Here is a 26,021-nt window from a genome sequence, read left to right as displayed (position 1 = left end):
TCCCAATTATTGTTTTACGTTAGCTGGATCGAAGTTAATTCTTACGTCATCACCATTCTTCGGAAGCGAGCTTCCGTTGAAAGTAAGAGTGATAGTCGCTGGATTGTAGACCCAACCATTCACTGGATCATTTGGTACTACTACGCCATTGACTGTAACCACGATACTTTCTGGAATTGGTTCACGAGATAGTGAGAACTCGCTAGAAAGATTAACGATCGCATCCGCTAAAACTTTCAAGCTGTCAGAGAAGTCTTCGCAAAGGCTGGCTTTTTTACCGCCAGTTGCATTTGCTAAATCGATATAGCGTTGACCAATTTTTTGGGCGCTGTTTTGCAACTTAGTCAAACAAGCTTGATCCAAGATGCTGATAGTGTTTACAGAGAAGTTCTTACCTGAACCCGCATTAGCAGTGAAGGTCGTCAAGAAATCCACGTAGTGCTGAACAGAGTACATTGTTGGATCAGCGTAGTTTTCCATGAATTTGTATGTATTCATGCCATTTGTATTGTCGTTGTGAGAGAAGTCTTCTTCGTCGCTCACGATGATTACAGCCAAGAAAGCATCTGGGCGGCGGAACGCAGAGTTGCGTGGATCCATCAAAGCTGTTTCAAAACTAGAGAATACGCGTTCGTCACCAGAACCGCTCGTACCTTGTTGGATATTCGTCAAGAATACGCTCTCAAGATTCGGAGTGTTTTTATCCATCACGCCACCACGAATCAAAGAAAGATCTTTGTAGTCAAAGACTGTCGGCTTGTCTTTAGCATGATATGGCGCCAAGAAAGCATCAGAAGTGACAACAGCCATGCGGAAGTCAGATTCTTTTTCTAAGAACTTTTGAATAAATGATGGAAAGTTGTCAGCCAAGTTCTTTTGTGAAGTCGCCATAGAACCGGAGTTGTCTACTACCCAAAGGATATCGACTTTACGTGGAATATATTGTGCACTTTGCTTATAGCTTGAACCATCGGACAACAGTGAGAATGAGTCTGCACCTTTTGAACAACCAACAACCATTGCTGCTACTGCTGAAGCGATTGAGAATTTAGCTAAGCGGCTTTTCACTGTGAACCTCCCAGTTCATGAGACCTATCGTCTAGATCTGTGGTCAGTTTAATGGGGCCAAGGGGCAAAATCGAAAAGTGCACGAAGTGCTTGAAACGACTTAAAGAATGGTCCAGAAATCTCACCTTGAGATTCGTTATGTATATGAATTACCTAGGGAAATAGGAAAATAACAATTTTCAAAAAAAATTTCTGGTGGCGAACTGTTTGACGGAATATTTAGCATTCTAAAGTCGATGCATAAACACCTGGAGCGAATGTTTAATAAATCGCAAAGTTTTCAGACAGTCGAGGCCAGGCGTGGAAATTTCTCGCGTTATCGCGCGCACTTGTGAATGTTGTAAAACTAACGGTCGGGGAACGAAGTCATACGAAATTTTCTCAAAATTTGTACTCCCTTTTTCTAGTTGGGGAGGCACAAGACATGCAAGAGAACGAGTAGGTACCTTTTTATGTACTCTGCTTTGCGAGTGTCCAGAACTTTTCTTTTTCCTCTGTAGAGAGAGTGGCGAAATGCTTTAAGACTTCTTCGGCGTCCTTCGCGGGAGCTGTTGCGTGAGCTTTCTCACGATAAACTTGCATCATCTTTTCGAAGCGGCCTAGGAATCGGTCATTGGCGATTCTCAAAACTTGCTCTGGATCTAGTTCATAGTGGCGCGCAAGCTGTGCGAGGCTAAAAAGCACATCGCCGAGCTCGTGTTCAATCTCGCTCATCACGTCGTTGTCCATAGCTTCTTGCAATTCGGCGACTTCTTCTTCGACTTTCAACCACACATCTTGCGGGCCTTCCCAGTCGAATTTCATTTTTTTAGTTTTTTCGCCAATGGTGAGGGCTCTCTGCAAAGCGGGAAGACTTGGTGGAACTGAAATCAGGGCGGCTTTCTCGCCACGTGCTGCTTTTTCAGCCTTTTTAATGGCTTCCCAGTTTTTCCAAACTTCATCAATGCCGCTGACGCTCACATCGTTGAACACGTGCGGGTGACGACGGACTAATTTTTCAGCAATGTTCTGAACAACATCATCGAAAGTGAAACTGCCTTCTTCGGTAGCTAGTTGTGAGTGTAAAACCACTTGGAAGAGCACATCTCCGAGTTCGTCTTTGAACTTGTGACTGAGCGAAATAAACTCGGGAGCATTTGTTGAGAACTGTTCCCCCATCTTACGTCGGTGAGCTTCCCTTTCCTCTAGGGACTCGACCATTTCGAAGGTTTCCTCGATGGCGTAACGCGCTAAAGTGCTATGATTTTGCTCTTTATCCCAGGGACAACCGCTAGGCCCACGAAGGTCTGCAACAATATCGACTAAAGCTTGAATTCGTTCACGAATATCTTTGAGATTCTCTAGACCTTTTGGCATATTTGGGGACCTCGACAAAGAAAGAGATTACTCCGAGAAATAGCACATAAGCCTGCGGATTTCGACAAAAAATCCGAAAAGTTGTATGATGATCGGGGATCTTAAAGCGGTATGCAGTTGCACAAATTTGGACCTAAAAAAGCAGACGCGCCTCATAAACGTGTCAACTACGAAGACCATAGCCTCAAGTTCCGTGAGTGGGCCACCCATTTAGGAATTGAGAAAACTTTCTTTGGTCGAATTTTCTACTCCGTTTTCGAGGAGTTGGAACGTCGTCTCTATCTCAAACGCATCGGAACCATTTTTGCCTTCTGCTTGGTTCTCTCTTACCTGATCTTTTTCCAATTAGAACTTCCTTACGACTTCCGTGTGGGCGACGTTGCTAAGCATGACGTCATTTCGCCATTTAGTTTCGAAATGACGGACGAAGTAACCACCGAAGAAAAGCGAATCAAAGCTGAATTTACGGTTCCGGTCGTTTATGACTATGACACGTCGGTTTTTGAGCGGGTTTCTATGGGCGTTTACCGCTCGTTCAGAACACAGCGCGCTTATTTGCGAGAGTTTGCATGGCCGAAATCCATGAAAGGCCGTGAAGAGGCACTTAGAGATTTCTTCCAACATAAACCTCAGTTCGAAAAAGAGTTGGGCGTCGGCATTTCTGATTTCATGTTCGAGTGGCTGATCGAAAACCGCTTCAACCCACGTGTTGAAAGCGCGCTGATTCGCAATCTAGAGAACTGGTACGAAAAGAAAATTGCCGAAGCTCCAGATCGCTTTATCCCTGGCAGTCAAAGTGCTGTCATTGCCCGCGTTGTTCATAAAAGCAATCTGGGCCGCGAGTTCACTTTGCCAAAAGGGGAGATCTTGGATTTGCAAAATCCAGATCATTTCGACTATGACCCGAACAATCGCCTCGTCGAGAAGATGACCGAGAGTGATCGCGCCAATATCTTGTATCTTTCGCGTTCATTGGTAGTGCCGAATTTGACGTTGAATAAGCAAGAAGTGGCTTCGCGCAAACAAACGGCGCGTGATGCCGTGATCCCTGTCAACATCACTATCAAAAAGAACCAAGTTATTGTGCCTCAGGGTAGTGTGGTTCAGCCATTCCAAATGGCGATGATTCGTCAAGTTCAGGCGATTCAAGCAGATCGTCGCGGAAACTTAATGACGCTCTCTTTGGCTACGTTCTTAACGTTGCTAATTGTGGTTTTTGCTTCTTACCTACGTCGTTTTACTCTGAATAAAGTCCGCGTCTTCCCGAAAGATTCAATGGTGATGATGTTGATCATTCTTTGCGTGGTTCTTATCACCAAAGTTTATCTCTTCATTACGGATGCAGCCTTTGCCACCAAGTTCGGTCATATTTTGACGCCGAAAGTATTCTTGTATGCAGCTCCGGTTGCAGCGGCACCTATGATGATGGGTCTGTTGGTAGCTTCTGGTGAAGTTGTGTGGCTCTTTACCGCGTTCATGGCTTTCTGCGTGGGCATCATGACGGATTTCAGTTTCAACTTCATGCTGGTCACGATGGTTGGCGGGATTGCCGCGGCTCGTGGCGTGTTCATGTGTAAAACACGTAATGATATTTACTTTGCGGGTATTCGTACCGGTCTTGTGAATGCGCTTTTGGTAGGCTTCCTTTTGACAGTCACGAAGATCGAGCAAGAAGGCACCTTGAACGAAGTGTATTACACAGTTCCAGCGGCTTTTATCGGCGGTATTTTTAGCGCCCTGCTAACAATGATGATCATTCCGATGCTTGAGTCGATCTTCAATTACACGACAGACGTTAAATTGCTTGAGCTCAGTAACTTGAACCATCCTCTTTTGAAAGAAATGATCGTAAAAGCACCTGGTACCTATCACCACTCTATGATGGTGGGAAGCATGGTGGAAGCCGCAGCAGAGGAAATCGATGCCAATCCGCTTTTGGGTAAGGTGATGTGTTATTACCATGATATCGGTAAGACCGAGCACGCGAATTACTTCATCGAAAATCAGAAGCCGGGGCACAATCCACACGATCAGATTTCTCCGTTCATGAGTAAAACCCTTCTGATTGCCCACGTAAAAGATGGCGTAGAGCTTGGAATGCAACATAAGCTTGGTAAGCCAATCATTGATGGTATCATCCAGCATCACGGTACGACTTTGATTTCTTACTTCTTCAATAAAGCTGTGGACCTAAAAAAAGCAGATGACTGCGAGATTTCCGAAGAGGACTTCCGTTATCCAGGTCCGAAACCTCAATTCCGTGAAGCTGCACTATGCATGCTTGCGGATAGTATCGAGGCAGCAGCTCGTTCGCTAGATGAACCAACACCAACACGCCTTCAGAATATCGTGCGTAATGTGATTCAAAGAAAGTTCCAAGACGGGCAGTTGGATGAGTGTAATTTGACTTTGAAAGATATTTCGAAGGTTGAGAACGCCTTCACGCGCATCTTACTTGGTATTTATCACCAACGTATCGACTATCCTCGCAGTGCGGGTGGTGGTTTAGGTGAAAAGGCATGAGGATCCTCGTGATCAATCAGAGCTCGGTGAGAGCTCCTAGGAAGTTCATCGAAAATTGGTGTCTACAGGTTCAAAAAGAGTTTCTTAAACGCAAAGTCTTCAGCAAAGAAGATGCCCGTAAAGAGCTCACGCTGGTTTTTCTGAATCCCGCACAAGCCAAAAAAACCAATCAAGAATTCCGTGGCAAGGACTATGCGACGGATGTCCTAAGTTTTGATTCTATGAGCCCCGATTCTTTGGGGGAGCTCATCATGTGTCCCCAAGTTCTGAAAAAACAAGCCAAAGAGCATGGTTTGAAATATCAAGAAGAACTCGGGTACATGATCTTGCATGGCATATTACACTTATTAGGCTACGATCATGAAACCGGGCCGAAAGATGCCGAAGAAATGTTTGGCATTCAAGACGCGGTTTTTGCTAAACTCCTGGATTGATTTTTAGTTTCTCTCGACAGACACTCTTTGTAGGGGGACAGCATCATGGCAATACAATCCATTGGCGAAGGTGTTTGGATCGCAGAAGGCTATTTGAATGACAAGGGGATGAAGTTTCCCTTGAGAATGACGATTCTTCGCTTAGATGCCAGTAACCTGATGGTGATTTCTCCAATTTTACCCACGCAAGAAATGATTCAAGACATCGAAGGCATTGGCCTTGTTAAATACATCGTTGCACCAAACTGCATGCATCACAAATTCGTGAATAAATTCGCAGCGGCCTTTCCTGGAGCTGAAATCTGGGGGCCTAAAGACCTTCATGATAAGCGTCCTGATATTTCATTTACGGATGTTTTGGACAGTCACCAAGTGGCACCGTGGAGTGCCTTTGTGGATATGGTCTCGATTCATGCAAAACCCCCGATGTTTGAAGAAGTGATTTTCTTCCATAAAGCCTCTAAAACGGTGGTCGTCACAGATATGCTGTTTAATTTTCATAAATTCGACAGCTGGTTTCAGGCATTGATTGCAAGAATCAATGGTGGTTACAAACGCCTGGCAATGACTCGTTTGGGTCGCGTATTTTTCAATGATAAAGAGAGCCTTCATAAGGCTGCTTCACGCATTCTGACGTGGAATCCAGAGAATCTTGTGGTCGCTCACGGAGATATTGTTGTAGGGCATGCTCACAATGTTTTACAAGAGCCTTTGGCGGCGTTTGCGAGCACGAACTCTTAGTTCTTTTCTTCACATCTCAGTCATATTTGGCCCATAAAAACCTGAGAATATCGTTCCTTCAAATTTCATCAAATATTTGGAGGAACGAGTTTATGAAATTCTTAGTGGTTCTTTGCGCATTCGTACTTGGTTCAAGCGTGGCTCATGCTAAAAAAGTCGCCCCGGCTCCAGATCCTGAAGATAAAACGGTGGTGTTAGTTCATGGTGCTTTTGCGGATGGCTCCTCTTGGAATGACGTTATTCCTCTTTTACAGAGTAAAGGTTTGAAGGTCGTGGCCGTGCAAAATCCACTGACCTCTTTGGCGGCTGATGTTGCTGCCACAAAGCGAGTCATTGACGGTCAAAGTGGCCGAGTGATTTTAGTGGGACACTCTTGGGGTGGGGTTGTGATTACAGAAGCTGGAAACAACCCGAAAGTGGCAGCGATGGTGTATGTTGCGGCCTTTGCTCCAGATGATGGGCAGTCTGCCTTGGAGCTTGTGAATAAGTTTGAAACACCTGTGGGCTTCAAGAAAATTAAGGCGGATCCGTTCGGCTTTTTGTATTTGTCTGAAGACGGCATGATCAATGATTTCGCTCAAGACTTGCCGGAATCCAGAACCAAAGTTATGGCGGTCACTCAAGGGCCGATTGGTGTGCAGACATTCAATGAAAAAATCACGACGGCGGCCTGGAAGACCAAGCCCACATGGTATGTGGTCGCAACAGATGATCACATGATTCACCCGGATTTACAGAACGATGTCTCAACAAAAATGCATGCGAAAGTAAAGCGCTTGCGAACAAGTCATGTGCCTATGAATTCAAAGCCTAAAGAAGTCGCCAAGGTCATTCTAGAAGCGGCTGACAGCTTGAAGTGATTTCGCAAACCGTCATTATATTGACTCTGGAGGGGGGCCCGCTACACTGGGACCCTTGAAGGAAGAGTCATGTCCATTGTCACTGAAATTTCTGATGTAAAGAGAAAGCTCGCAGACCTTGAGAAGTTCGGCCAAGAACTTCGGGGGTATCTTTGACCTTGATAAAAAGCAAAAGCGTTTAGCTGAGCTCGCTATGGCGGCTGAGAATCCCGCAATCTGGGAAAAGCCCGCCGAAATGCAAAAAATAAACAAAGAAAAAACACTGCTGGAAAAAGCCGTGAACGAGTGGAAGTCCTACAGCGGTCGCCTTGAAGACGCCAAAGTCTTGCTTGAGATGGCGGTCGAAGGACAGGACGAAGCCTCCTTTGGCGAAGTTAAAACTGAAATTGCAGTGATTGAAAAAATCGGTCGTGATCTTGAGCTCAATCGGTTGCTCAGCGGTGAAACCGACGCCAATAGTGCTTATTTAACAATCAACTCAGGTGCTGGCGGAACAGAGTCTTGTGATTGGGCTCAGATGCTTATGCGTATGTATACGCGCTACGCTGATCAGCATGGTTATCGAGTAGAACTTTTGGATATGACCGAGGGCGAAGGTGCTGGGATTAAATCCTGCACGCTTTTGATCGAAGGCCCTTATGCCTATGGATATTTGAAGGCTGAATCTGGCGTGCATCGTTTGGTGCGTATTTCTCCGTTTGATTCCAATGCCCGCAGACATACTTCGTTTGCGTCGGTCTTTGCTTGGGCTGAGGTCGATGATGATATTAATATCGAAATTCGTCCTGAAGATTTGAAAGTAGAAACTTTTAGATCTAGCGGCGCCGGCGGTCAGCACGTCAATAAGACGGACTCTGCCGTTCGTATGTACCATTTGCCTTCGGGAATTATCGTGTCTTGCCAAACTCAACGCAGTCAGATTCAAAACCGTGAAAAAGCTTTGAAGATGTTAAAAGCGGCCCTTTATGAAAAAGAGGTCGAGAGACAGAACGCCGAAAAAGATGCAATGAACTCACAAAAAAAGGCGAACGAGTGGGGATCGCAAATCCGCTCGTATGTCATGCATCCGTATCAGTTAGTCAAAGACCACCGTACTGATTTTGAAACCAATCAAGTCGACGATATCATGAATGGTGAGCTTGATGAGTTCATCATGGCTTACTTGAAATCGAATGCGACTCAGCCTCAGGCAGAACCGGCGGCCACTTAATGAAAGATCTTTTTTGGATTGCCTACAGATTGCTGTTCTCTAGACGAACATTGTTCGGGGGATCGGCAGTTTTCTCTTTGGTGGGACTCATTCTGGGAGTAGGCGCACTTGTTGCCTCGATGGCGGTGATGAGTGGATTTGAATCCACTTTGCGTTCCGCTATGGCGGATATGACGGGACATGTGCAGCTTGTAAAAAGGGCGACCTTTCAAGAGCCTTGGCAAGAGCTGGAAGCCAGAATCCGCAAGATTGAACCAACCCTAGTTTCTTCCGTGAGGTATCTGCGTACCGAAGCGGTGTTGGCGCACCAAGGTGTCATCCAAGGGGTGATGATTCAAGGGATCGACGAAGAAAAAGCTCCGGATGTTTTGAATTTCTCTTCGCGCTTAGTAGAAGGAAAGTTGGATTTGAAACCGGCAGAGTCTGGAAAAACTCCGGCTTTGATTGGGAAAAGAATCGCGCAAAAAGTGGGGCTTAAAATCGGCGACACGTTCCGTGTGGTTATGCCGATTCCGGATGCGCTTGATCCTGGAAGATTTCAAAGACGCATCGTCGAGTTTCAAGTAAGCGGCATTGTCGATATGGGCAAAACCGACTGGAACGAGCGCATGATCATTTCGACATTGAAGGCTGCTCAAGATCTAGTGCAAATCGGAGATCGTTACAGCGGGCTTTTGATGAAGTTTCAAGATATCAACTATGCGCGAACCGCCGCTTTCAACTTGAGTCAGTCATTGGGGCCTAATTACTGGGTCAGTGACTGGCGCGACTTAAATGAAAATCTTTTCGAAGCCGTGAAGATTGAACGTGTTGTTATTTTCTTTGTCGTTCTTATCATCATCGTTGTTGCGGCATTCAATGTGTCGAGCACTTTGTTTGTGAACGTCGTTCAGCGCTATGCTGATATTGCAATTTTGAAAGCTTTGGGGCTTCCGCAGAAGAGCATTTTGAAAATGTTCAGTTTGCAGGGGCTTTTGATGGGTGCTTTGGGCTTGGGGCTTGGGACTCTGTTTGGGCTTTTACTTTGTCTAGGCTTTACAGTTCTAGACAGTGCTTTGGGAATTTTGTCTGGCTCGGTGTATCGCGTGGATTCCATTCAGGTAGAAGTGCGTTTTGTGGATTGGATCTTTATCGCCTTAGCGACGATGTTAATTTGTTTTGTGGCAACTTTGGCTCCAGCACTAAGGGGTTCGAAGCTCAATCCAGTTGAGGGATTAAAATATGGTTAATGGAACTCCGGCCTTGATTCGTGCAGACTCCATCGTAAAAAATTATCCCCAAGGTGATGGGGGCGAGCTTCAGATCCTGCGTGGTATGTCATTAGACATTCACGAAGGAGAGGCCTTGTGTATTCTTGGATCTTCAGGTGCAGGAAAGAGCACTTTCTTGCAGATACTTGGAACGCTCGATCGCCCACAAAGCGGGCAGCTTTTCTTTAACGAGCACAATCTTTTAGAGATGGGCGATGAAGAACTGTCTCTTTTTCGCAACGAAAAGATGGGTTTTGTATTTCAGTTCCATCATTTGCTTGCAGAGTTTACGGCGCTTGAAAACGTCATGATACCTTGTCGTATTGCTGGGGAATCTGTTCGTGACGCTCGAGATAAAGCCACCGAATTGCTTTATCAAATGGGACTTGGCTCAAGAATTGAGCACTATCCTTCGCAGTTGAGCGGCGGCGAGTTGCAGCGTGTTGCTATTGCGCGCGCTTTGGTTCGTCGTCCCAAGGTACTTTTCGCGGATGAGCCTACTGGAAACTTGGACATGCAAAACAGTCAGCGTATTCAAGATCTATTTTTTGAACTCAAAGAACGCATGGGACTTGCGCTGGTAGTGGTAACTCACGATTTAACCTTTGCTCAAAAATTCCCCAAAATCCTGCGCATGAAAGATGGGCAGTGGGTCTAATGTTTGACAAGACCTAGGTCTTGGGCTAGGCTTTCATTTTATTTTTGTAAGTGCTCAAAATATCTTAGGAATTTTGAAAACTTTAAAACGAAGGAAGTCCGACATTGCGACCACAAAGAACACTGCACAGCTTGATTCTTATCCTCATTCTTTTGGTGATGACGAATGTATCGGTGACGGAGTCTTTCGCTCAGACTGCGTCTCGCACCAAAAAAGCAGCTACCAAAAATACCGCCAATAAAAATTCTAAAAAAACAAACGGCACGACGAATGGAACTCTTACTCGTGAACTTGTGGTGAAAAGCACCGATGTCACTGGGATGAGAAAGCTTGAGAAAGATGCGGTCCTGAATCGTTTGGTGACTAAAACGGGTGAAAGCTACACGGATGAAAAAATTCGTGAAGACGTGAGAGCTCTTTTCAAGAGCGGTTATTTCGTGAACGTTGAAGTCGATCGTGAAATCAAAGGCAACGAAGTAAGTCTCGTCTATCACGTAACTGAAAAGCCTTCGATCGTTGAGATTGTTTATCAAGGCAATGCCGAAGTGAAGAGTGAAGACCTTGCTGAGAGTGTAGGAATCAAGTCTTACGAGATCTTGAATATGAGCAAGCTCAAAGAAGCGACTGAGAAGTTGCAAAAGCTTTACGAAGACAAAGGCTACTTCTTGGCAAAGATTGAGCCTGTTGTTGAAGACGTTAAAAAAGACGAATCTGTACGTCTTGTTTTCAAAATCCAAGAAAACGACAAAGTAAAAGTAAAAAAGATCACAATTCTAGGTGCGAAGAAAATTTCTGAAGACACCTTGAAGGGGAACATGATCACCAAAGAAGGTGGCTTCTTCTCATTCATGAGTGGCTCCGGTGCGTACAAGCAGGAAGCTTTTGATCGTGATACTCAGGCTCTCCGTTACGTTTATTATAACCAAGGTTATATCCAGGCAAAAGTAGATCGTCCGCAGGTGTATGTGACTCCGGATAAGAAGAGCATCTACATCACGATGCGTGTAGAAGAGGGCGAGCAGTACAATGTCGGTGAAATCGATTTTGGCGGCGACGTTCTTTTTGCTAAAGATGAACTTTTCAGCGTGATCAAACTGACTCCTGGAAAAGTTTTTGCGTACGACGTTTTGTACAAGGACTTAAGCGACCTTCAAGCAAAGTATGGTGACTTGGGATATGCGTTTGCCAACGTCATTCCGCGCACTCGTATTGATGACAAGTCTTTGAAGGTGGATTTGCTTTTCGAGTTTGATAAGGGCAACAAAGTTTACTTCGGTAAAATCAACGTCGTTGGTAACAGCAAGACACGTGATAAAGTCGTACGTCGTGAGTTGAGAGTTCGCGAGGGCGAGCTTTACAATGAAACTCGCCGCCGTCTTTCTTTGGAAGGCGTCCAACGTCTTGGTTTCTTCGAGGAAGTAAACTTTAAAACTTCGACGTCTCCAGATAAGCCAGATGTTCTGAATATGGACATCATGGTGAAAGAGCGTAACACCGGTCAGATTCAGTTAGGCGCGGGTTACGGTTCTGTGACGGGCTTTACTCTTCAAGGTTCAGTCAATCAGACGAACTTCTTGGGGAAAGGTCAAAATCTTGGCGCCTCATTGAATATCAGTGATACAGGCAGCTACTATAACTTCACTTTCACTGAGCCTTACTTCCAAGACACATTGTGGTCTTTGGGCGGAGAGCTTTATCAAAGTTCAGATACAGGCCGTACTGAGTACGATGAGAAGCGTACAGGGGCTGCGGTCAGCATGGGGCATCCATTCTGGGAAGACTGGCGCGGGATCGTAAGATACAAATTGGATAAAACCAGATTGGATCCAGTCCGTGATAAAGATGGCAATCCAGTGACTGATTACACAGTATTCCCTCTTGATACAGCGAATGGTTACACAAGCTCGGTGACGACGACTGTTCAGTACGATACTCGTAATGACCGCTTCATGACCTCAAGAGGTATTTTGACCAGCTTGTCTTATGAGTACGCAGGACTTGGCGGGGACTTGAAATACCAAAAGGGAACAGGGATCTTCCGTTACTTCAAAAATATCTTCTGGGATGTGATTTGGAGAAACTCCCTGACTTACGGACAAATTTCGAGCTTGGGTGAGCAGGATCCTCCATTCAATCAATTGTATCTTTTGGGTGGACCTTACTCTTTGCGTGGTTACCGTCCATACACCGTGGGTAAACAAGTTTACTCGCCACAAAGATATGCTGATTTGACCGGGAAGGGTGTTCCACCAGAGCAAGCAGCTCAGCAAGCGATGGTTTTCTTCGGGGGCCAAAAGCAAATTATGTACCAAACAGAATTGCAATTCCCGTTGATCAACGAAGCTAAAATCATGGGTGTTGTTTTCTACGATGTCGGTCAGGCTGAAGATCACTTGATTGATGATCGTTTCTTCTCGGACGTTGGTTTCGGGATCCGTTGGTTCTCGCCAATCGGTCCACTTCGTTTCGAATGGGGCTTCCCATTGAATCGAGATCCTGTGTATCATAAGGATTCTATGATCTTTGATTTCTCGATTGGGACACCATTTTAATTTAATAGCTTAAGGATAAGTTTACTAAACACAAAGGATTCTGGAGGATAGATGAAAAGACAAATGACGGTGATCGCAGGTTTGATTTTGGCAGCAGGTTTGGTTCATGCCGCTGATGCAAAAATTGGCTTTGTTGATATGCAGAAGGCGATCCAAACTACGGCTGCTGGTAAAAAAGCAAAGTCGGAGCTTGAAGGTGAGTTCAACAAAAAGAAAAAAGAACTCGAGAAAAAAGAAGCTGATTTGAAAAAAATGAGCGAAGACCTTGAGAGAAAAAAATCTGTTTTGTCTGAAGAAGTTCTTGGTAAGAAACAACAAGAATTCCAAGAAGAAATGTTGAAGTACCGTGATGTGGTAGGTAAGAGCCAAATCGAAATCCAAAAGAAAGAGCGCGACTTGACGGCTCCTATCTTGGAAAAAATGAAAAAAGTAATCGAGAAAGTGGCTAAAGAAAAAGGTTACTCTATGGTTCTTGAAAACAACCAGGGAGTTCTTTACGCATCTGCTGATTCTGATCTTACTGACGCTGTTGTAAAAGCCTTCGAGAAAGAAAAATAGTTCGCTTTAGTGCGAAATTGAGGAGAGTCCCGTGAAAATCCATCCAACGAGTGTGGTTTCACCCGATGTTGAAATTGGTCCAGATGTTGAAATTGGTCCCTACTGCCTGATTCAAGGTAAAGGGAAAATCGGAAAAGGCACCTTCATCGAGGGGCACGTGACTCTCGGGTACAAAAGCGGAATCATCCAGATTGGAGAGAATAATCATTTCTCTCCGGGCTGCGTGATCGGCGGCCCTCCTCAAGATGTTTCCTTTAAAAATGAAGAAACCAGTTTAATTATTGGTAACAACAACACCTTCCGTGAGTTTTCCACCGTCAACTTAGCAACGTCTAAAGCCGACAAGAAAACTGAAGTTGGCAACAACTGCTACATTATGGCTTACGCCCATCTTGGGCATGACTGCAAGATTGGTAATAACGTGGTTATTGCTAATAACTCGCAATTGGGCGGACATTGTGAGGTTGAAGATAACGTCGTGATCAGTGCGATGTGCGGCTTCAGTCAGTTCACAAGAGTCGGTCGCGGCAGCTTCATCGCTGGCGGATCGGTCGTCAATAAAGACATTCCTCCATTTGTCAGAGCCGAAGGCCACTGGGCAATCGTGCGTGCGACAAATAAAATCGGTTTGATTCGTCGTGGATTCGGTCGTGATGAAGCAAACAATGTTCATAAAGCTGTGCGTATTCTTGTGATGGGAACAGGCACCGTGGATGAAAACATCGAGCGCATTCGTACCGAGTGCAAAGACAGTGAAAATATTGAGCACTTCATTCATTTCGTGAAGAGCTCTAAACGTGGTATCGCCATTGCCCGCAACCAAAAAGAGGTTTCTGATGAGTAAGCTTCGTGCTGCGGTTGTTGGCGTTGGTTACTTAGGAACTTTTCACGCTCAAAAATATACAAAGAACTCAAATGTTCAGCTTGTCGGGGTCTGTGATTTTTCTCCGGCTCAAGCTGACAAAGTGGCTGCAGAACTAGGTGTCGCGGCCATTCATAAAGCCCAAGATCTTGTGGGCCAAGTCGATATGGTGACTGTTGCGGCAAGCACGCAATCTCACTATGAATTGGCGAAGTTATTCTTGCAAAATGGTATCCACGTGAATGTGGAAAAACCGATTGCAGCAACAATCCCTCAGGCTGAAGAGCTGGTGAATCTGGCTCAGCAAAAAAATCTGAAGTTAGCCGTGGGACATATTGAAAGATTTAATCCTTCTATTATCGAACTTAAAAAGCACTTGAAAGATACAAAGACTCTGGAGCTGACACGCCTTGCGACTTACAAAGCTCGTGGTGCGGACGTCAGTGTTCTGCATGATTTGATGATCCACGATATGGATCTTTTGTACTGGCTTTCAGACAGTGATATCGAAAGCTTTACAGCGTCTGGTTCGAAACTGATTTCTTCAGAGCTAGATACAGCACAAGTTGCGTTTAAAATGAAATCTGGCTTGATGGTGTACATCAATGTCAGCCGTGTGTCTTCAAACATGCAGCGCTGGATTCGTGCGACTCAAAAGGGCAGTGTGTTGTATGCAAATACGGGCACTCTCGAGCTTGAAAAGAACGAGCCTGGCAGTGGTGACACGCCCGTGAAGGTCAGCACTTGGACTGTAACTAAAGAAGATGCTCTTCAAAAAGAAACAGATGCATTCATCGAAGCTGTGAAGAACAACACACCAACTGTCGTTAACGGTTTGGATGGTTTGAAAGCTTTGAAAGCTATCGAAGAAGTTAAAGCCGCTATTGAGGCGCGCTTATGAATGAGGTCATGATCGTCGCCGCTGAAGCGTCGAGCGTGACCTACGCCCAGCGATTACTAGAATACTGGCAAAAAAATAATTTTCCGGTCAAAGCTTTCGGTGTCGGCAGCCGTGACATGGAAAAATTGGGTTTTGAGCGTATCGGTAAGGCCGAAGAAATGGCCGTCGTTGGTGCCGCGGAAATTATCAGTGCCTACAGCCGCCTTAAAAAAGTATTTGATGACTTGGTGGCAGCCGCTGCGGCTCGCAGACCTAAAGTTGTTATTGTCATGGATTACCCTGAATTCAATTTGATGCTGTCAAAAAAGCTTCATGCTTTGGGAATTCCAGTTGTCTATTATATTTCTCCGCAGGTGTGGGCTTGGCGCAAAGGTCGTGTAAAGACCATTAAGAAGTACTGCAAAAAAGTATTCGTCTTATTCCCGTTCGAAGTTCCTTTTTATGAGGAACATAACGTGCCTTGCGAATTCGTCGGTCATCCGATTTTGGACGAGCTTGATGAAAAGCTTTACGATCCCACATATTTCAAAAACCATCGTAATCAGTGTGGCATTCGCGATGACGAGATCGTCCTTGGCCTAATGCCTGGAAGTCGTAACCTTGAGCTTAAGCAGCACTTTGACATTCAATTGGAAGTGGCTCGTAAGCTTTCTAAGAAGTATGCAAACTTGAAGGTTTTGATCATGGTGGCGCCGACTTTTGATAAAGAGAAGTTGGAACCGTATTTGGAAAATTTCCGTCTGCCATACGTCATTATGAAGGATGATCCTTCGCGCATGATCCATTTGGCGGACTTTGTTCTTGTTGCTTCAGGGACTGCTACATTGATGGTGGGCTTGTTGCAAAAACCAATGGTCATCATGTACCGCATGAAGGCCCTCACGGGACTTTTTGCTCGTTTGTTGGTGCATGGAGTGAAGTACTTTGGTTTGGTGAATTTGATTCTAAACCGCGAAGTATGTCCTGAACGCTGGCAAGGCGATGCGAACGCGGACACCTTGTTTGAACTTATGGATCGTTACTTCCAAGATCCCCAGTATACCGCGAAAGTTCGCGGAGAGCTTGGCGAACTTCGCCAGCATTTGGGTGATAAAGGAGCGACCGCTCGTGTAGCACGCTCTTTGGAGGAGTTCTTTAAGTCATGAGTGGTTTGAAGCCGCTGAGTTTTTTGTATAAAAAAGTGGCTGGTTTAAAGAACTACCTCTATGACCATGACTACGTGACTGCGTTGGAAATGCCAATTCCGGTATTAGCCCTGGGGAACATTACCATGGGTGGAACTGGCAAAACTCCGGTCACAGACTTTTGCCTTAAATATTTTCAGCGCCGCCGTGTAAAGGTGGCTGTCGTTAGTCGCAATTATAAGGCTTTGGTTTCTGAAGCTGCCCAAGTAAATTTGGATCACGAAAATGCCGCAGCGTACTTCGGAGATGAACCGGTCTTGCTTGCGCAACGAAATCCTCAGACAGATTTTTTTGTGGGACCAGTGAAGTTTGAAACGGCTCAGCTTGCTGTCGAAAAAGTCAGCCCTCAGGTTATCGTCGTGGATGATGGTTTTCAGCACCGCCAGTTGTATCGTGACGTTGATATTGTAATTCTAGATGCCACAGAGCCATTGGAAAACTACGAGTGTGTTCCTCTGGGAAGAGCACGCGAGTCTTGGGAGTCCTTGGCTCGTGCCACGGCTTTTGTTGTAAGCAAGGTGAACTTGGCTCAACCAGCAGCCGTGGATGCGCTTTGTGAAAAACTTAAAGAATTTGGCAAGCCGATTGTGCCGATGAGCTACGAACTGATGCGACTTCTCAGCATTCGCGGCGGGCCTGAAAAGTCTCTCAAGGGCATTGCTGGGCAGCCGGTGCTTTTGTTGTCGGGAATTGCGCAGCCATCGTCTTTTGAAAAGAGTCTTGAAAAGTTCTCTTTAGAAAAAAGAGGACACCTTGTTTATAAAGACCACCATCCTTATTCACAGACGGACATTGCTGAAATTCTAGAGAAATGGCAAAAGGCGGGAAGTCCCGATATCGTGACAACGGAAAAAGATTTTGTAAAGTTGCGACCTCTTTGGCCTGACAATGTGCCTTTGTGGTATGCTCCTCTCGAGGTGCGTATTCTATCCCAGGAAGATGAGTTTTATGAGATCCTTGATCAAGTTCTGCATTAAAATTCTGAGTTACTTTCTGTTTTTGTTGCCGCGTTCTTGGGTCCGCGCCTTGGGATCGTTCATTGGTTTTTTGTGGATCGATTTATTGCGAGTGCGCCGAGATGTTGTCTTTGGAAACTTGGCGATAGCTTTTCCTGAGTGGAGTGAAAAAGAACGCATCCGTGTTGGGCGCGAGAGCGTTTACAATATGGGACGAGGCTTTTTTGAGTTCTTCACGGTTCCTCATCTCAATCAAAAATGGCTTCAGAACGAAGTGGTTTTTGAGGGGCAAGAGAATCTTAAGAAGGCGCTAGAAAAAGGCAAAGGGATTCTGGCTCTGAGTCTGCACTTAGGCAATGGGGATCTGGCGTCGACGGCCATTGTGATGAGTGGCCAGCCAGTTACAATCATCACCAAAGTTTTTAAAAACAAATTCATCAATGACCTGTGGTTTTCATTTCGCGGCGCTAAAGGTGTTCGTTACATCGATGCTCATGGGGATAAAACCAGTTTTGACATTTTGAAGGCTCTGAAGCGTCAAGAAGCCGTGGTTTTTGTAGTGGATCAGTTCATGGGACGCCCTTATGGAATCGCCACGACGTTTTTTGGCAAAAGAACGGGAACAGCGTATGGTCTAGCTCTTTTTGCTCTTAAGACCAAGGCTCCTGTCGTGCCGATCTACACATACGAAGGGGCCGACAAGAAGATGCATGTGGTTTTTGGGGACGAAGTGCCTGTTCTAGATCTGGTTACCGAGGATAAAGATGCAACCATTCTTGCCATCACCCAAAGGTTTAATGATAAGATTGAGGAAATCGTAAGAAGTCACCCCGAGCAGTGGATGTGGGTGCATCGTCGTTGGAAGGATTTTTGAGTGAAAAGGTTTTACTATTTTGTTGCCTGCATTTTACTCATTGCCTGTGCTTCTTCGACCTTAAAGTATGAAAAGGCGAAAGAGCTCGAGACCAACACCGAGTTCGACAAGGCCGTGCGTATCGAGGGTGCTGAGGTCAGTACTTCAGGCGCCGATGTAGCAGCCACACCTGTGGAAAAAAATGTCACGACTCCGGCACCAAAAGCCACACCCTCTGAGTTAGAAAAGAACCTCATCCCAGAGAAGAAAAGTGACGTGAAAACGGCCGTCGTAAAGCCGCCTGAAAAAAAAGTAGTGGCGAAAAAAGCTAAGAAAGAAAAAAAGGCGGAAGAGCCTGCGGCTCCTCAACGTCGTCAGCCAGAGATCGAAGACGATGCTGGCTTTCAAGGGCGTCGTCCTCTGAAAGATCCATTCAGCGTTGGTGAGGTTGTTACTCACGAAGTTAGCTATTTCGCAACTACCGCGGGAACTTTGAAATTGAAAGTAGAGCCCATGGTGGCTGTGAACGGTCGCAAGGCCTATAACTTTGTGACCGAAATCAAAACGAGTCCGATGTACTCTCGTTTGTACAGTGTCGATGACCGCGTAGAGACTTTTGTAGATTTTGAAACCTTAGTGCCGAGGGTTTTTGCTTTGCATGTGAAAGAATCCAGCCAATTGCGCGAAGCACGTATGCTCTTTGACGAAAAGACCAATCGCGCCACTTTCTGGGAAAAGAAGGTCACTGAAAAAAGCGGTGCTGAAGAAAAAAAACAAGCTTGGGATATTTTGCCTTATTCCCAAAACGTATTCAGCGCGGTTTTCTATATGCGTAACTTCCAATGGGAACCCGGCAAAGAAATCGCCTTCCGCGTAGCGGATGACGAGCAGAATTTGATTTTCAGTGGAAAATGTCTCCGTCGCGAGAAAATCAAAACTGAGATCGGTGAAAAGAACGCTTTGGTCATACAGCCAAAAATTATTCTTAAGGGTAAGTTCAAGCCAGTCGGGGATATCTTGATTTGGCTTTCGGACGATGAGTACAAGTACCCACTTAAAATTGAGTCCGAAATCAAGATCGGGACCCTGGTTTCAGAGGTTATCTCGATAACTCCTGGACAAAAATAAGCTCTAGGTCGAGTCCTCAGACCGCCAAAACCCAAGTAAACTATTTGTATGGCGGTTACATCTTGTCGGCATTTCTCGGGTTATAAACCTTGCGGTAAAAACTCCTCTTGTGAGGATTCTTGCCTGCATAAATCTATTCCATCCTCATATGTTTTGATTGTGCACTTAGGTGCCATCGGCGCTGTTGTCAGAGCAACAAGTTTGCTTCGAGGCATAAAGCGCAAATATCCCGGAAGTCATGTGACTTGGGTCACGGATGCGCCGAGTGATCAGCTGTTGCGAAATCATCCTTTAATTGATCGCGTTCTGACGACAAAAGCTGACGATATGTTAACTCTTTCAGCTTTAGAATTTGATACTGCTTTCATGATTGATAAATCCTTGAAGGCAGCAGGAGTGTTGAAGCAGACGCAAGCAGATGTGGTCTTTGGCTTTAAAGCGGATGCCCGTGGCGGTGCCATTTTACCTGCGACACCTGCGGCGAACGAGCTTTGGCAGTTGGGCCTTGATAATCAACAAAAGTTTTTTGTGAATACCAAAGCGGAAACTCAGTTGATGGTGGAGGCTCTCGAGCTTGGCGAGTTTCAAAGAGACGAATACGATCTGCATCTTTCATTTGAAGAACAGTTAGAAGCGCTTCGTCGCCGCCAAGAGTGGCTGCAAGGGCGTGAAGTTACAATTGGCCTAAATACAGGCTGCAGTTCGGTGATTCCGTATAAAAAACTCTCTGTAGATTTTCAGCGACGTATCATTCAAATAATTCAAAACGAGTTGAACGTGACTGTTGTTCTACTTGGGGGGCCTGAGGACACTGAAAGAAATCAGCAAATCGGTCAAGGTTTGTCGGTGGTTCAGAGCTCAACGACATCGGGCTTGAGGGACGGTTTAGTGAGTGTTGCGGCTTGTGACGTGGTGCTAACTGGAGATAGCCTGGGAATGCACATGGCGATCTCGCAAAAGAAATATGTTGTTGCGTGGTTTGGTCCCACATGTGCTCAAGAAATCGATCTTTATGGACGCGGTGAGAAGATTTTATCGAAAGCCGCGTGCGCTCCGTGCTGGAAGAGGGTTTGCGATAAACAGACAATGTGCTACGATCAGGTCTCGATTGTAGAAGTGATTGAAGCACTTAAAAGAGGTTTTAGCCAGTGTCTGCCAACGTCCTCATCCAAACAGCCTTTCTCGGAGATTTGCTCTTAAGCATTCCGCTCATGAAAAAAATCAAAGAGCTGTGGCCGGATCAAAAGCTGATCTTGGTGTGCCGTAAAGGCATTGGTGAGTTTTTTGCGAAAACTCAAATAGTTGATCAGGTTTTTGAAATTAAAAAAGGCGACAGCGATTCCTACAAACAAGTGTTGCAAGCACTGAGTAAAGTCGACGTAGAGCGCGTGATTTCCCCACATGAGTCCCTTCGTACTGCTTTTTTTGTCAGTAAAATTAAAGCGCGCGAGAAAATCGCGTTTGCTAAAGCTTGGAACGGACTTTTCTATGGGCAGCGCGTTCGTAAAAATTACGAACTTCCAGATGCCATTCGTCAGCTGAGTCTTTTGCAGAACTTCGATACCAATCTTAAAAACAATATTGATGCCTATGCCGCTTACAGCGAAGCTTACACGGTGGCTGCCGATGGAAAATTGACGGCGACTCCTTCATGGGCATCGATGAGTCTGCGCGGGTTTTACAACCATCATTCTGCAGACATCGAAAAAACCCTGGCGAAGTTTTCGTTGAGTCGCGAGAAAGCTGCGAAGTCTGTGGCTTTATTTCCGGGCAGTGTTTGGGCAACCAAGCGTTGGACCGAAGAAGGTTATATTCAAGCGGGTCAAAAACTCTCATTGCAAGGTGTGCCTGTTTTGGTTATGGGCGGCCCTGGAGAAGAAGCTCTGTGTGCTCGTGTGGCGGGGCAAATTCCGGGAGCGGTGGATCTTTGTGCGAAAACCAGTATTTATGAATCGGCACTGGTGCTTTCTCAGTTAGCGGCTGTGGTTGGCAATGACAGCGCTTCGATGCACTTAGCAGCGACGAGCGAGACTCCGTCGGTGGTGGTTTTTGGGCCGACGGTTTTGGAATTTGGTTTTCGCCCATGGCAGGATCATGTTTTCGTTGTTGAAAAGCCGGATCTTGAGTGTAGACCCTGTGGTAAGCATGGTCATAAAAAGTGTCCGATCGGGACTCACGTGTGTATGAAGAGTATCAGCAAGGACGAAGTGCTGGAAAAATTAAAGGGAGTACTTCATGGGGCTTAAAAAAGCAGTGTACGGCGTTTTCGCAGTTCTTCTTTCGGCGTGCGTAACAGAAACAAAGCCTGCAGACAGTAAGCCTTTTGTGGCGACGGTTCCGACGGAAGTGGCAGTGAAGACAAATCCTCCGCCAGAGCGTGGGGACGTGGTGCCGGGAAATATCGTAGTGAAGTGCCGTACAAAGTTCGATAAAGATCCAAAACGTACGTTCTTATGTGGTCCAACGACGGTGAAGATCGTCAACGAGGTTTCTAAAGCGGATCAAGAGCATAGTTTTAAGGGTGACAAGGTTGCAATCCCAGTGGCGAGAGATGCCTCATACGCCATCGAAGTAAAAACCAAGGGCTGTGCAGAACCACGTAGCTATTTGGGAATGACCTCGGGGATGGTCGTCACAATCCAATTCGAAAACTGTGGCGGTGCTACGGTTTCTAAGTAAGCCTGTACTCTGATATCCAAGGATATGAGGAGAGCTAATGCTCCAAGCGGTAGAACGCCGCTCCTTCGGGTTTTGTTGATGGGACCTTGGTTGACGTCCACAGAGTGGTGTTGGGTGTGAGTTCAAATGTAGTGAAGCCCATGGCAAAAAATTCTGTTAAATTTTGAAGTCCCCATTCCGTATTTGACCTCTGCGGTCATCTTGGATAACTCCTAGTTATGACCAAAATTACTAAGACCCTGTCGACCTCTCCGAAACCACTTCCACCTTCTGACCAACTCGGATTCGGCCAGCACTTTTCCGATCACATGTTCGTCGCAACCTATCGCGAAGGGCAGGGGTGGCACCAGGCGTCTGTAGTTCCTTACGGTCCAATCTCTATGGATCCAGGAGCTTCTGTTCTTCACTATGGTCAGGCACTTTTTGAAGGCATGAAAGTCTTCCGCCAAGCCGATGGCAAAATTGTTTTCTTTAGGCCAGAGTTTAACTACCACCGCCTTTGCGAAGGCGCCGCTCGTATCTGTCTTGAAGCACCACCTATGGATCTTTTCATGGAAGGACTTCACCAAGTTATCTCCGCAGATGAGCGCTGGATTCCTAGCGAACCCAACACGGCCCTTTACATCCGTCCAACCCTGATCGGTACCGAGCCCTTCTTGGGAGTTCGCCCATCTCGCGAAACTATGTTTTTGATTTTGTTGTCTCCGGTGGGCTCCTACTACTCAGAAGGGACTAAGCCCATCAAGATTTGGACTGAAGAAACTTACCTTCGCGCAGCCCCAGGTGGTCTTGGCGCCGTCAAAGCAGGTGCAAACTATGCAGCTAGCTTGAAAGCCGCTCTTGAAGCTAAAAAACGCGGCTATGCTCAAGTTCTTTGGTTGGATGTTGAGCACAAAGGCATCGAAGAAGTCGGAACTATGAATGTGTTCTTTGTTTTCGATAACGAGATCGTCACTCCTGCCTTGAACGGCAGCATTCTTTCCGGCGGAACTCGTGATGCCGTTATTCAATTGTTGAAATCTAAAAACCTTCCGATCAAAGAGAGAAAAATCACGATTGAAGAAGTGATCGAGAAGATGAGCAAGGGCCAATTGAAAGAAGCTTTCGGTACCGGCACTGCTGCGGTGATTTCGCCTATCGGTGTGCTTGCGTACAAAGGCAAAGACTGGGTTATCAATAACAACGAGAATGGCCCTCTCAGCACTCAGCTTTTCACCGAGATCACTTCCATTCAGCGTGGCACTCAAAAGGACACACTGAACTGGTTGACTCCTTTAAAGCGCTCCTAAGGCCCATCCGCTAGAAGCTGAGCATTAGGACCTGCTTTGGTCCAGCAGTGGTATTGCTCGGGATTTTAGACATTTTAGTTTTTCCAAGATCAGATACCATAAACTAATAGTGATCTAATCTCGGAGACAAAATGAGTTCTGTTAGAAAGCTTCAGCCTCAGCAAACCCAATGGCCACAAGACAGAGAAGAGTACTATCAAACTCTGACAACACGAAACTTTCATTTCGTTTCTTCTGATACGCAAAAACGTCTTCGTGACATCAAAATCCTGATCGCGGGCTGTGGTTCGACAGGCGGTGCTTGTATTGAGCCCCTAGCGCGCTTAGGAGTAGAGAATTTCATTCTTGCTGACAACGGCGAGTATGAGCTGACGAACCTGAATCGCCAACATGCCTTCAAGGAAAATATTGGTCAGAACAAAGCACAATTTCATGCTGACAATTTGACGGGCATCAATCCTTTCGTGAATGTAAAATACTTCACCGAAGGCCTTTCGATCGAAAACATCGACTCTACAATTCAATGGGCCGATATCATTATCGACGCTATTGACGTGACCTCGGCGTCTGGCATTGCGATGAAGTTGCAATTGCATGAGCGCGCCCAACGCGAGCACAAAGCCGTGTTAACAGCACTAGATATCGGCTTCCGCCAATGGGGCCGTTCCTATGATTATAGAAATGAACACTTGGATGTCTTTGATGGTGCGTATGATGCCGCTAAAGCTGCTAAGCACCCGCTGAAGGTACTGTTCTCTTTCGTACCACTTTCTGCGGTTCCGGCGCATTCATTGAATTTATTGGAAGACCTTCTGACTAAAAGAGACGTTTCGGCTTCCCAGTTGGGATGCACGTCGGATCTTCTGTCGGCTATCATTGTGCCAGTGATTCTGCGCTTTGTTGAATCGGGCGAAGTGGTCGACGGGTGGGATATCGATTTAAATCCTCTCGCAAAACCGTTTAAAGCCAGAATGCAAGAGTCCTTCCGCGCGTTCTTCGCCCGTCGTCGTATCAAAAGACTTTTAGATCAAACTCTATAAGATATGTTTTAAAAGTTTTCCGAGCTGGGTGTAGATGAACGCCCCATCATGCTTCCCTTGAGGCACAAGCTCATATTGATGAGCCACCTTTTTATCAAGAAGAAGTTCATGAAGCATTCGGGCCCCCTCAGAGAGTCCGAATTCGTCCTCTTGGCCGACATCAAAATAGATCTTTTTCTTATTCCCCAGCTGTCCGGCTTTCAACTTTGCCAGGTGTAAAGGGTCGTGATTTGAGAAGTCACTAATATCAACGAACTCTTTTTGAAATTCTGAAACCAAGATATGCATCATTGCGTCCGAGACCTTCTGGCGCTGAGCATAGGCTTCTTGCTCCCGTTTATCGTTGTAATTAAAACCAACAAGAGTGGGGAAGTGAACTCCGACGCCTCCGAATTGATCCGGAAAACGCAGGAACATATTTAAAGCCGCTTGGCCTCCCATAGACCAACCACTAAGCAGTCGATTTTCGGGCTGTATTTTTAGTTCCTTTTCCGCCACCGAAATCACTTCTTTAAGAAAGTAATTAGAAAAGGATTTCGACTGGGCAGTGGGGTGATCGTGAAGAAAGCTGGTACCTATATATGGAAAAACAATCTGAATATTCTCGTGGGAGCCCTGGCTTAAGATATCGGCGACCAAGGGTAAAAGCCCGGCTTGCGCGGCCTGCGAGTCGTCCGCATTTCCGCCATGAAACATATAGAGTGTTTTAGTGACTGCCTTTCCTGATTTGGAGCGGAAGAAGCCGCAGTGCAGATCTTGGTTTAAGAGAGAGGAGTGAAGGCCGAACCTCTCGTAGGTCCATTGATTAACATCTTTAATTTCAATACGATTTTTTAGCATACGTCCCGCAATCGTTAGTAAATTAGATTTACTATATCTTGAAATTCGCTGTCTTTTCAAAGGCTTTCAAAAAACTGACTCTGTTCAATACACTTAAAAGTGATCCTTTCGATCATTGTTTTCAGGAGCGTTTTAGGAAAGTACAATCATGTTGATGTCTCGGATCGAATCCTATTGTGAAACACTTATGAACATATGGAGTAGATCTGGAGCGTGTTTCAAGAGTTAATAAACAAAAAACGTTTATTAACTAGACTTGATAGAAGCGTGGGATTAACCGAAAATTATTTATAAGAAGAGGTCTCCGATGAGTAAGTTCAGACTTGTGATTGTAGATAACGCTAAGGCACAACTTGATAATCCGGCAGCCCAGAAGATTCTTTCAGACGTCGTCTTTGCAAAGCAAAAAAACTTCTTACGTACAGAACCCAACTATGTGGTCACGGATAAGCATGACATGATTGGGACTCATTATCTTATATATGATACGACCGACTTTTTAGCGCCCAAACTTATCTTTGCGATCAGAACGACTTATTTAAGTCGTGCGACGGCTCATCGTATTGATACTCCGTTGATGAGTATAGTTCCAAAGTTAACACTACCATTCCAAGACGCATTTAATAGATTCCATGCAAGACACAAAGAAATCGTGGATTGCAACGCGTGGTTTGTAGATCCTGCTTATTCTAAGAAAAATTCTGGTCTGAATTTGTCAGAGATTGGGTACTTCCTAGTTTGCACTCATGTGATGAGAGCTGGTTTTGATAATATCGTCGGTTGCACAAATGAAACTTACGGAGCTTCTCGCTGGTTAGAACCTGTGGGTAAGACGATCAAAGATTTGATCTTTGAGCATCCTGCTGTGAAATCACCACATATGATGATCTTGGTAGAGAACTTCAATCTGGATCACTTCACAAGAGTTTATGAAGAGAATAAAAACCTTGTGACAGAAGTCTTTGAAGTCCTTCCACAACCGGAAGGGGCTGCGAAGGTCACACCGTTTGCGACCTACGCGGAAGAGCTTTACGGCGTGGAAGCAGTTAAACGGCGAGCAATTTCGTCGGCTGCGTAGA

General features: G+C 45.6%; 24 protein-coding genes. 21 read left to right on the top strand and 3 right to left on the bottom strand.

The window, feature by feature from the left end; all coding sequences use genetic code 11:
* Positions 1 to 6: 6 nt before the first annotated feature.
* Positions 7 to 1,068, bottom strand: coding sequence for a hypothetical protein (locus ACLWBB_RS13295; RefSeq protein ID WP_413288018.1), 1,062 nt, complete (start codon positions 1,066 to 1,068; stop codon positions 7 to 9).
* A gap of 450 nt (positions 1,069 to 1,518) precedes the next feature.
* On the bottom strand, positions 1,519 to 2,424 hold the full coding sequence (gene mazG / locus ACLWBB_RS13290) for a nucleoside triphosphate pyrophosphohydrolase (protein ID WP_413288017.1): 906 nt from the start codon (positions 2,422 to 2,424) through the stop codon (positions 1,519 to 1,521).
* 111 nt (positions 2,425 to 2,535) lie between these two features.
* Here mazG and ACLWBB_RS13285 point away from each other — a divergent pair, with 111 nt between their 5' ends.
* From ACLWBB_RS13285 to ACLWBB_RS13190, 20 genes are all read left to right on the top strand, one after another.
* Positions 2,536 to 4,947 carry an HD family phosphohydrolase gene (locus ACLWBB_RS13285; RefSeq protein WP_413288016.1) on the top strand — a complete coding sequence of 804 codons (2,412 nt, stop codon included), beginning with the start codon at positions 2,536 to 2,538 and terminating at the stop codon, positions 4,945 to 4,947.
* Positions 4,944 to 5,381: an rRNA maturation RNase YbeY gene (ybeY, locus tag ACLWBB_RS13280; protein WP_413288015.1), complete on the top strand. Its 438-nt coding sequence runs from the start codon at positions 4,944 to 4,946 to the stop codon at positions 5,379 to 5,381. The genes ACLWBB_RS13285 and ybeY overlap by 4 nt, the downstream gene beginning before the upstream one ends.
* A 45-nt stretch (positions 5,382 to 5,426) precedes the next feature.
* Positions 5,427 to 6,122 carry a DUF4336 domain-containing protein gene (locus ACLWBB_RS13275; RefSeq protein WP_413288014.1) on the top strand — a complete coding sequence of 232 codons (696 nt, stop codon included), beginning with the start codon at positions 5,427 to 5,429 and terminating at the stop codon, positions 6,120 to 6,122.
* Positions 6,123 to 6,214: 92 nt separating this feature from the next.
* Positions 6,215 to 6,982, top strand: coding sequence for an alpha/beta fold hydrolase (locus tag ACLWBB_RS13270; protein WP_413288013.1), 768 nt, complete (start codon positions 6,215 to 6,217; stop codon positions 6,980 to 6,982).
* Positions 6,983 to 7,051: 69 nt separating this feature from the next.
* A protein-coding gene (gene prfB / locus ACLWBB_RS13265) for a peptide chain release factor 2 (RefSeq protein WP_413288012.1) occupies positions 7,052 to 8,192 on the top strand; the annotation gives its coding sequence in 2 pieces (ribosomal slippage) (positions 7,052 to 7,132 and positions 7,134 to 8,192; 1,140 coding nt in all).
* On the top strand, positions 8,192 to 9,421 hold the full coding sequence (locus ACLWBB_RS13260; protein ID WP_413288011.1) for an ABC transporter permease: 1,230 nt from the start codon (positions 8,192 to 8,194) through the stop codon (positions 9,419 to 9,421). The genes prfB and ACLWBB_RS13260 overlap by 1 nt, the downstream gene beginning before the upstream one ends.
* The gene (locus ACLWBB_RS13255; RefSeq protein WP_413288010.1) at positions 9,414 to 10,100 is read left to right on the top strand and encodes an ABC transporter ATP-binding protein; all 687 of its coding nucleotides are present in this window, start codon (positions 9,414 to 9,416) and stop codon (positions 10,098 to 10,100) included. The genes ACLWBB_RS13260 and ACLWBB_RS13255 overlap by 8 nt, the downstream gene beginning before the upstream one ends.
* Before the next feature lie 104 nt (positions 10,101 to 10,204).
* On the top strand, positions 10,205 to 12,652 hold the full coding sequence (gene bamA / locus ACLWBB_RS13250) for an outer membrane protein assembly factor BamA (protein WP_413288009.1): 2,448 nt from the start codon (positions 10,205 to 10,207) through the stop codon (positions 12,650 to 12,652).
* A 51-nt stretch (positions 12,653 to 12,703) separates the two neighbouring features.
* Entirely contained in the window at positions 12,704 to 13,210 is a 507-nt protein-coding gene (locus ACLWBB_RS13245) for an OmpH family outer membrane protein (RefSeq protein ID WP_413288008.1), read from the top strand.
* 31 nt (positions 13,211 to 13,241) lie between these two features.
* Positions 13,242 to 14,054 (top strand): acyl-ACP--UDP-N-acetylglucosamine O-acyltransferase, encoded by an 813-nt coding sequence (gene lpxA / locus ACLWBB_RS13240; RefSeq protein ID WP_413288007.1) that lies wholly within the window; start codon positions 13,242 to 13,244, stop codon positions 14,052 to 14,054.
* Positions 14,047 to 14,973: a Gfo/Idh/MocA family protein gene (locus ACLWBB_RS13235; protein ID WP_413288006.1), complete on the top strand. Its 927-nt coding sequence runs from the start codon at positions 14,047 to 14,049 to the stop codon at positions 14,971 to 14,973. Before lpxA ends, ACLWBB_RS13235 begins: the two co-directional genes overlap by 8 nt.
* Positions 14,970 to 16,118 carry a lipid-A-disaccharide synthase gene (gene lpxB / locus ACLWBB_RS13230; protein WP_413288005.1) on the top strand — a complete coding sequence of 383 codons (1,149 nt, stop codon included), beginning with the start codon at positions 14,970 to 14,972 and terminating at the stop codon, positions 16,116 to 16,118. The genes ACLWBB_RS13235 and lpxB overlap by 4 nt, the downstream gene beginning before the upstream one ends.
* On the top strand, positions 16,115 to 17,134 hold the full coding sequence (gene lpxK, locus ACLWBB_RS13225; protein WP_413288004.1) for a tetraacyldisaccharide 4'-kinase: 1,020 nt from the start codon (positions 16,115 to 16,117) through the stop codon (positions 17,132 to 17,134). Before lpxB ends, lpxK begins: the two co-directional genes overlap by 4 nt.
* On the top strand, positions 17,106 to 17,987 hold the full coding sequence (locus ACLWBB_RS13220) for a lysophospholipid acyltransferase family protein (RefSeq protein ID WP_413288003.1): 882 nt from the start codon (positions 17,106 to 17,108) through the stop codon (positions 17,985 to 17,987). The genes lpxK and ACLWBB_RS13220 overlap by 29 nt, the downstream gene beginning before the upstream one ends.
* A complete protein-coding gene (locus tag ACLWBB_RS13215; RefSeq protein WP_413288002.1) occupies positions 17,988 to 19,094 on the top strand; it encodes a DUF3108 domain-containing protein in 1,107 nt (368 codons plus the stop codon).
* A 48-nt stretch (positions 19,095 to 19,142) separates the two neighbouring features.
* Positions 19,143 to 20,294 carry a glycosyltransferase family 9 protein gene (locus ACLWBB_RS13210; RefSeq protein ID WP_413288001.1) on the top strand — a complete coding sequence of 384 codons (1,152 nt, stop codon included), beginning with the start codon at positions 19,143 to 19,145 and terminating at the stop codon, positions 20,292 to 20,294.
* Positions 20,295 to 20,305: 11 nt separating this feature from the next.
* Positions 20,306 to 21,340 carry a glycosyltransferase family 9 protein gene (locus ACLWBB_RS13205; RefSeq protein ID WP_413288000.1) on the top strand — a complete coding sequence of 345 codons (1,035 nt, stop codon included), beginning with the start codon at positions 20,306 to 20,308 and terminating at the stop codon, positions 21,338 to 21,340.
* Complete coding sequence (locus tag ACLWBB_RS13200) at positions 21,330 to 21,773, top strand: hypothetical protein (RefSeq protein WP_413287999.1); 444 nt, start codon at positions 21,330 to 21,332, stop codon at positions 21,771 to 21,773. The genes ACLWBB_RS13205 and ACLWBB_RS13200 overlap by 11 nt, the downstream gene beginning before the upstream one ends.
* A 218-nt stretch (positions 21,774 to 21,991) precedes the next feature.
* On the top strand, positions 21,992 to 23,062 hold the full coding sequence (locus tag ACLWBB_RS13195) for a branched-chain amino acid aminotransferase (RefSeq protein WP_413287998.1): 1,071 nt from the start codon (positions 21,992 to 21,994) through the stop codon (positions 23,060 to 23,062).
* Positions 23,063 to 23,193: 131 nt separating this feature from the next.
* Positions 23,194 to 24,102: a ThiF family adenylyltransferase gene (locus ACLWBB_RS13190; protein WP_413287997.1), complete on the top strand. Its 909-nt coding sequence runs from the start codon at positions 23,194 to 23,196 to the stop codon at positions 24,100 to 24,102.
* Here ACLWBB_RS13190 and ACLWBB_RS13185 read toward each other — a convergent pair.
* Entirely contained in the window at positions 24,097 to 24,942 is an 846-nt protein-coding gene (locus ACLWBB_RS13185) for an alpha/beta hydrolase-fold protein (protein ID WP_413287996.1), read from the bottom strand. The genes ACLWBB_RS13190 and ACLWBB_RS13185 overlap by 6 nt on opposite strands.
* A gap of 307 nt (positions 24,943 to 25,249) precedes the next feature.
* Here ACLWBB_RS13185 and ACLWBB_RS13180 point away from each other — a divergent pair, with 307 nt between their 5' ends.
* Positions 25,250 to 26,020, top strand: coding sequence for a hypothetical protein (locus ACLWBB_RS13180; RefSeq protein WP_413287995.1), 771 nt, complete (start codon positions 25,250 to 25,252; stop codon positions 26,018 to 26,020).
* The last annotated feature ends 1 nt before the right edge of the window (position 26,021 follow it).

Origin of the sequence: Bdellovibrio sp. HCB337 (genome assembly GCF_047302465.1) — a bacterium.
In the GTDB taxonomy this organism is placed as follows: domain Bacteria; phylum Bdellovibrionota; class Bdellovibrionia; order Bdellovibrionales; family Bdellovibrionaceae; genus JACMRP01.
The sequence above is the reverse complement of the archived record's forward strand: the minus strand, read 5'-3'. Positions and strand labels throughout refer to the sequence as shown.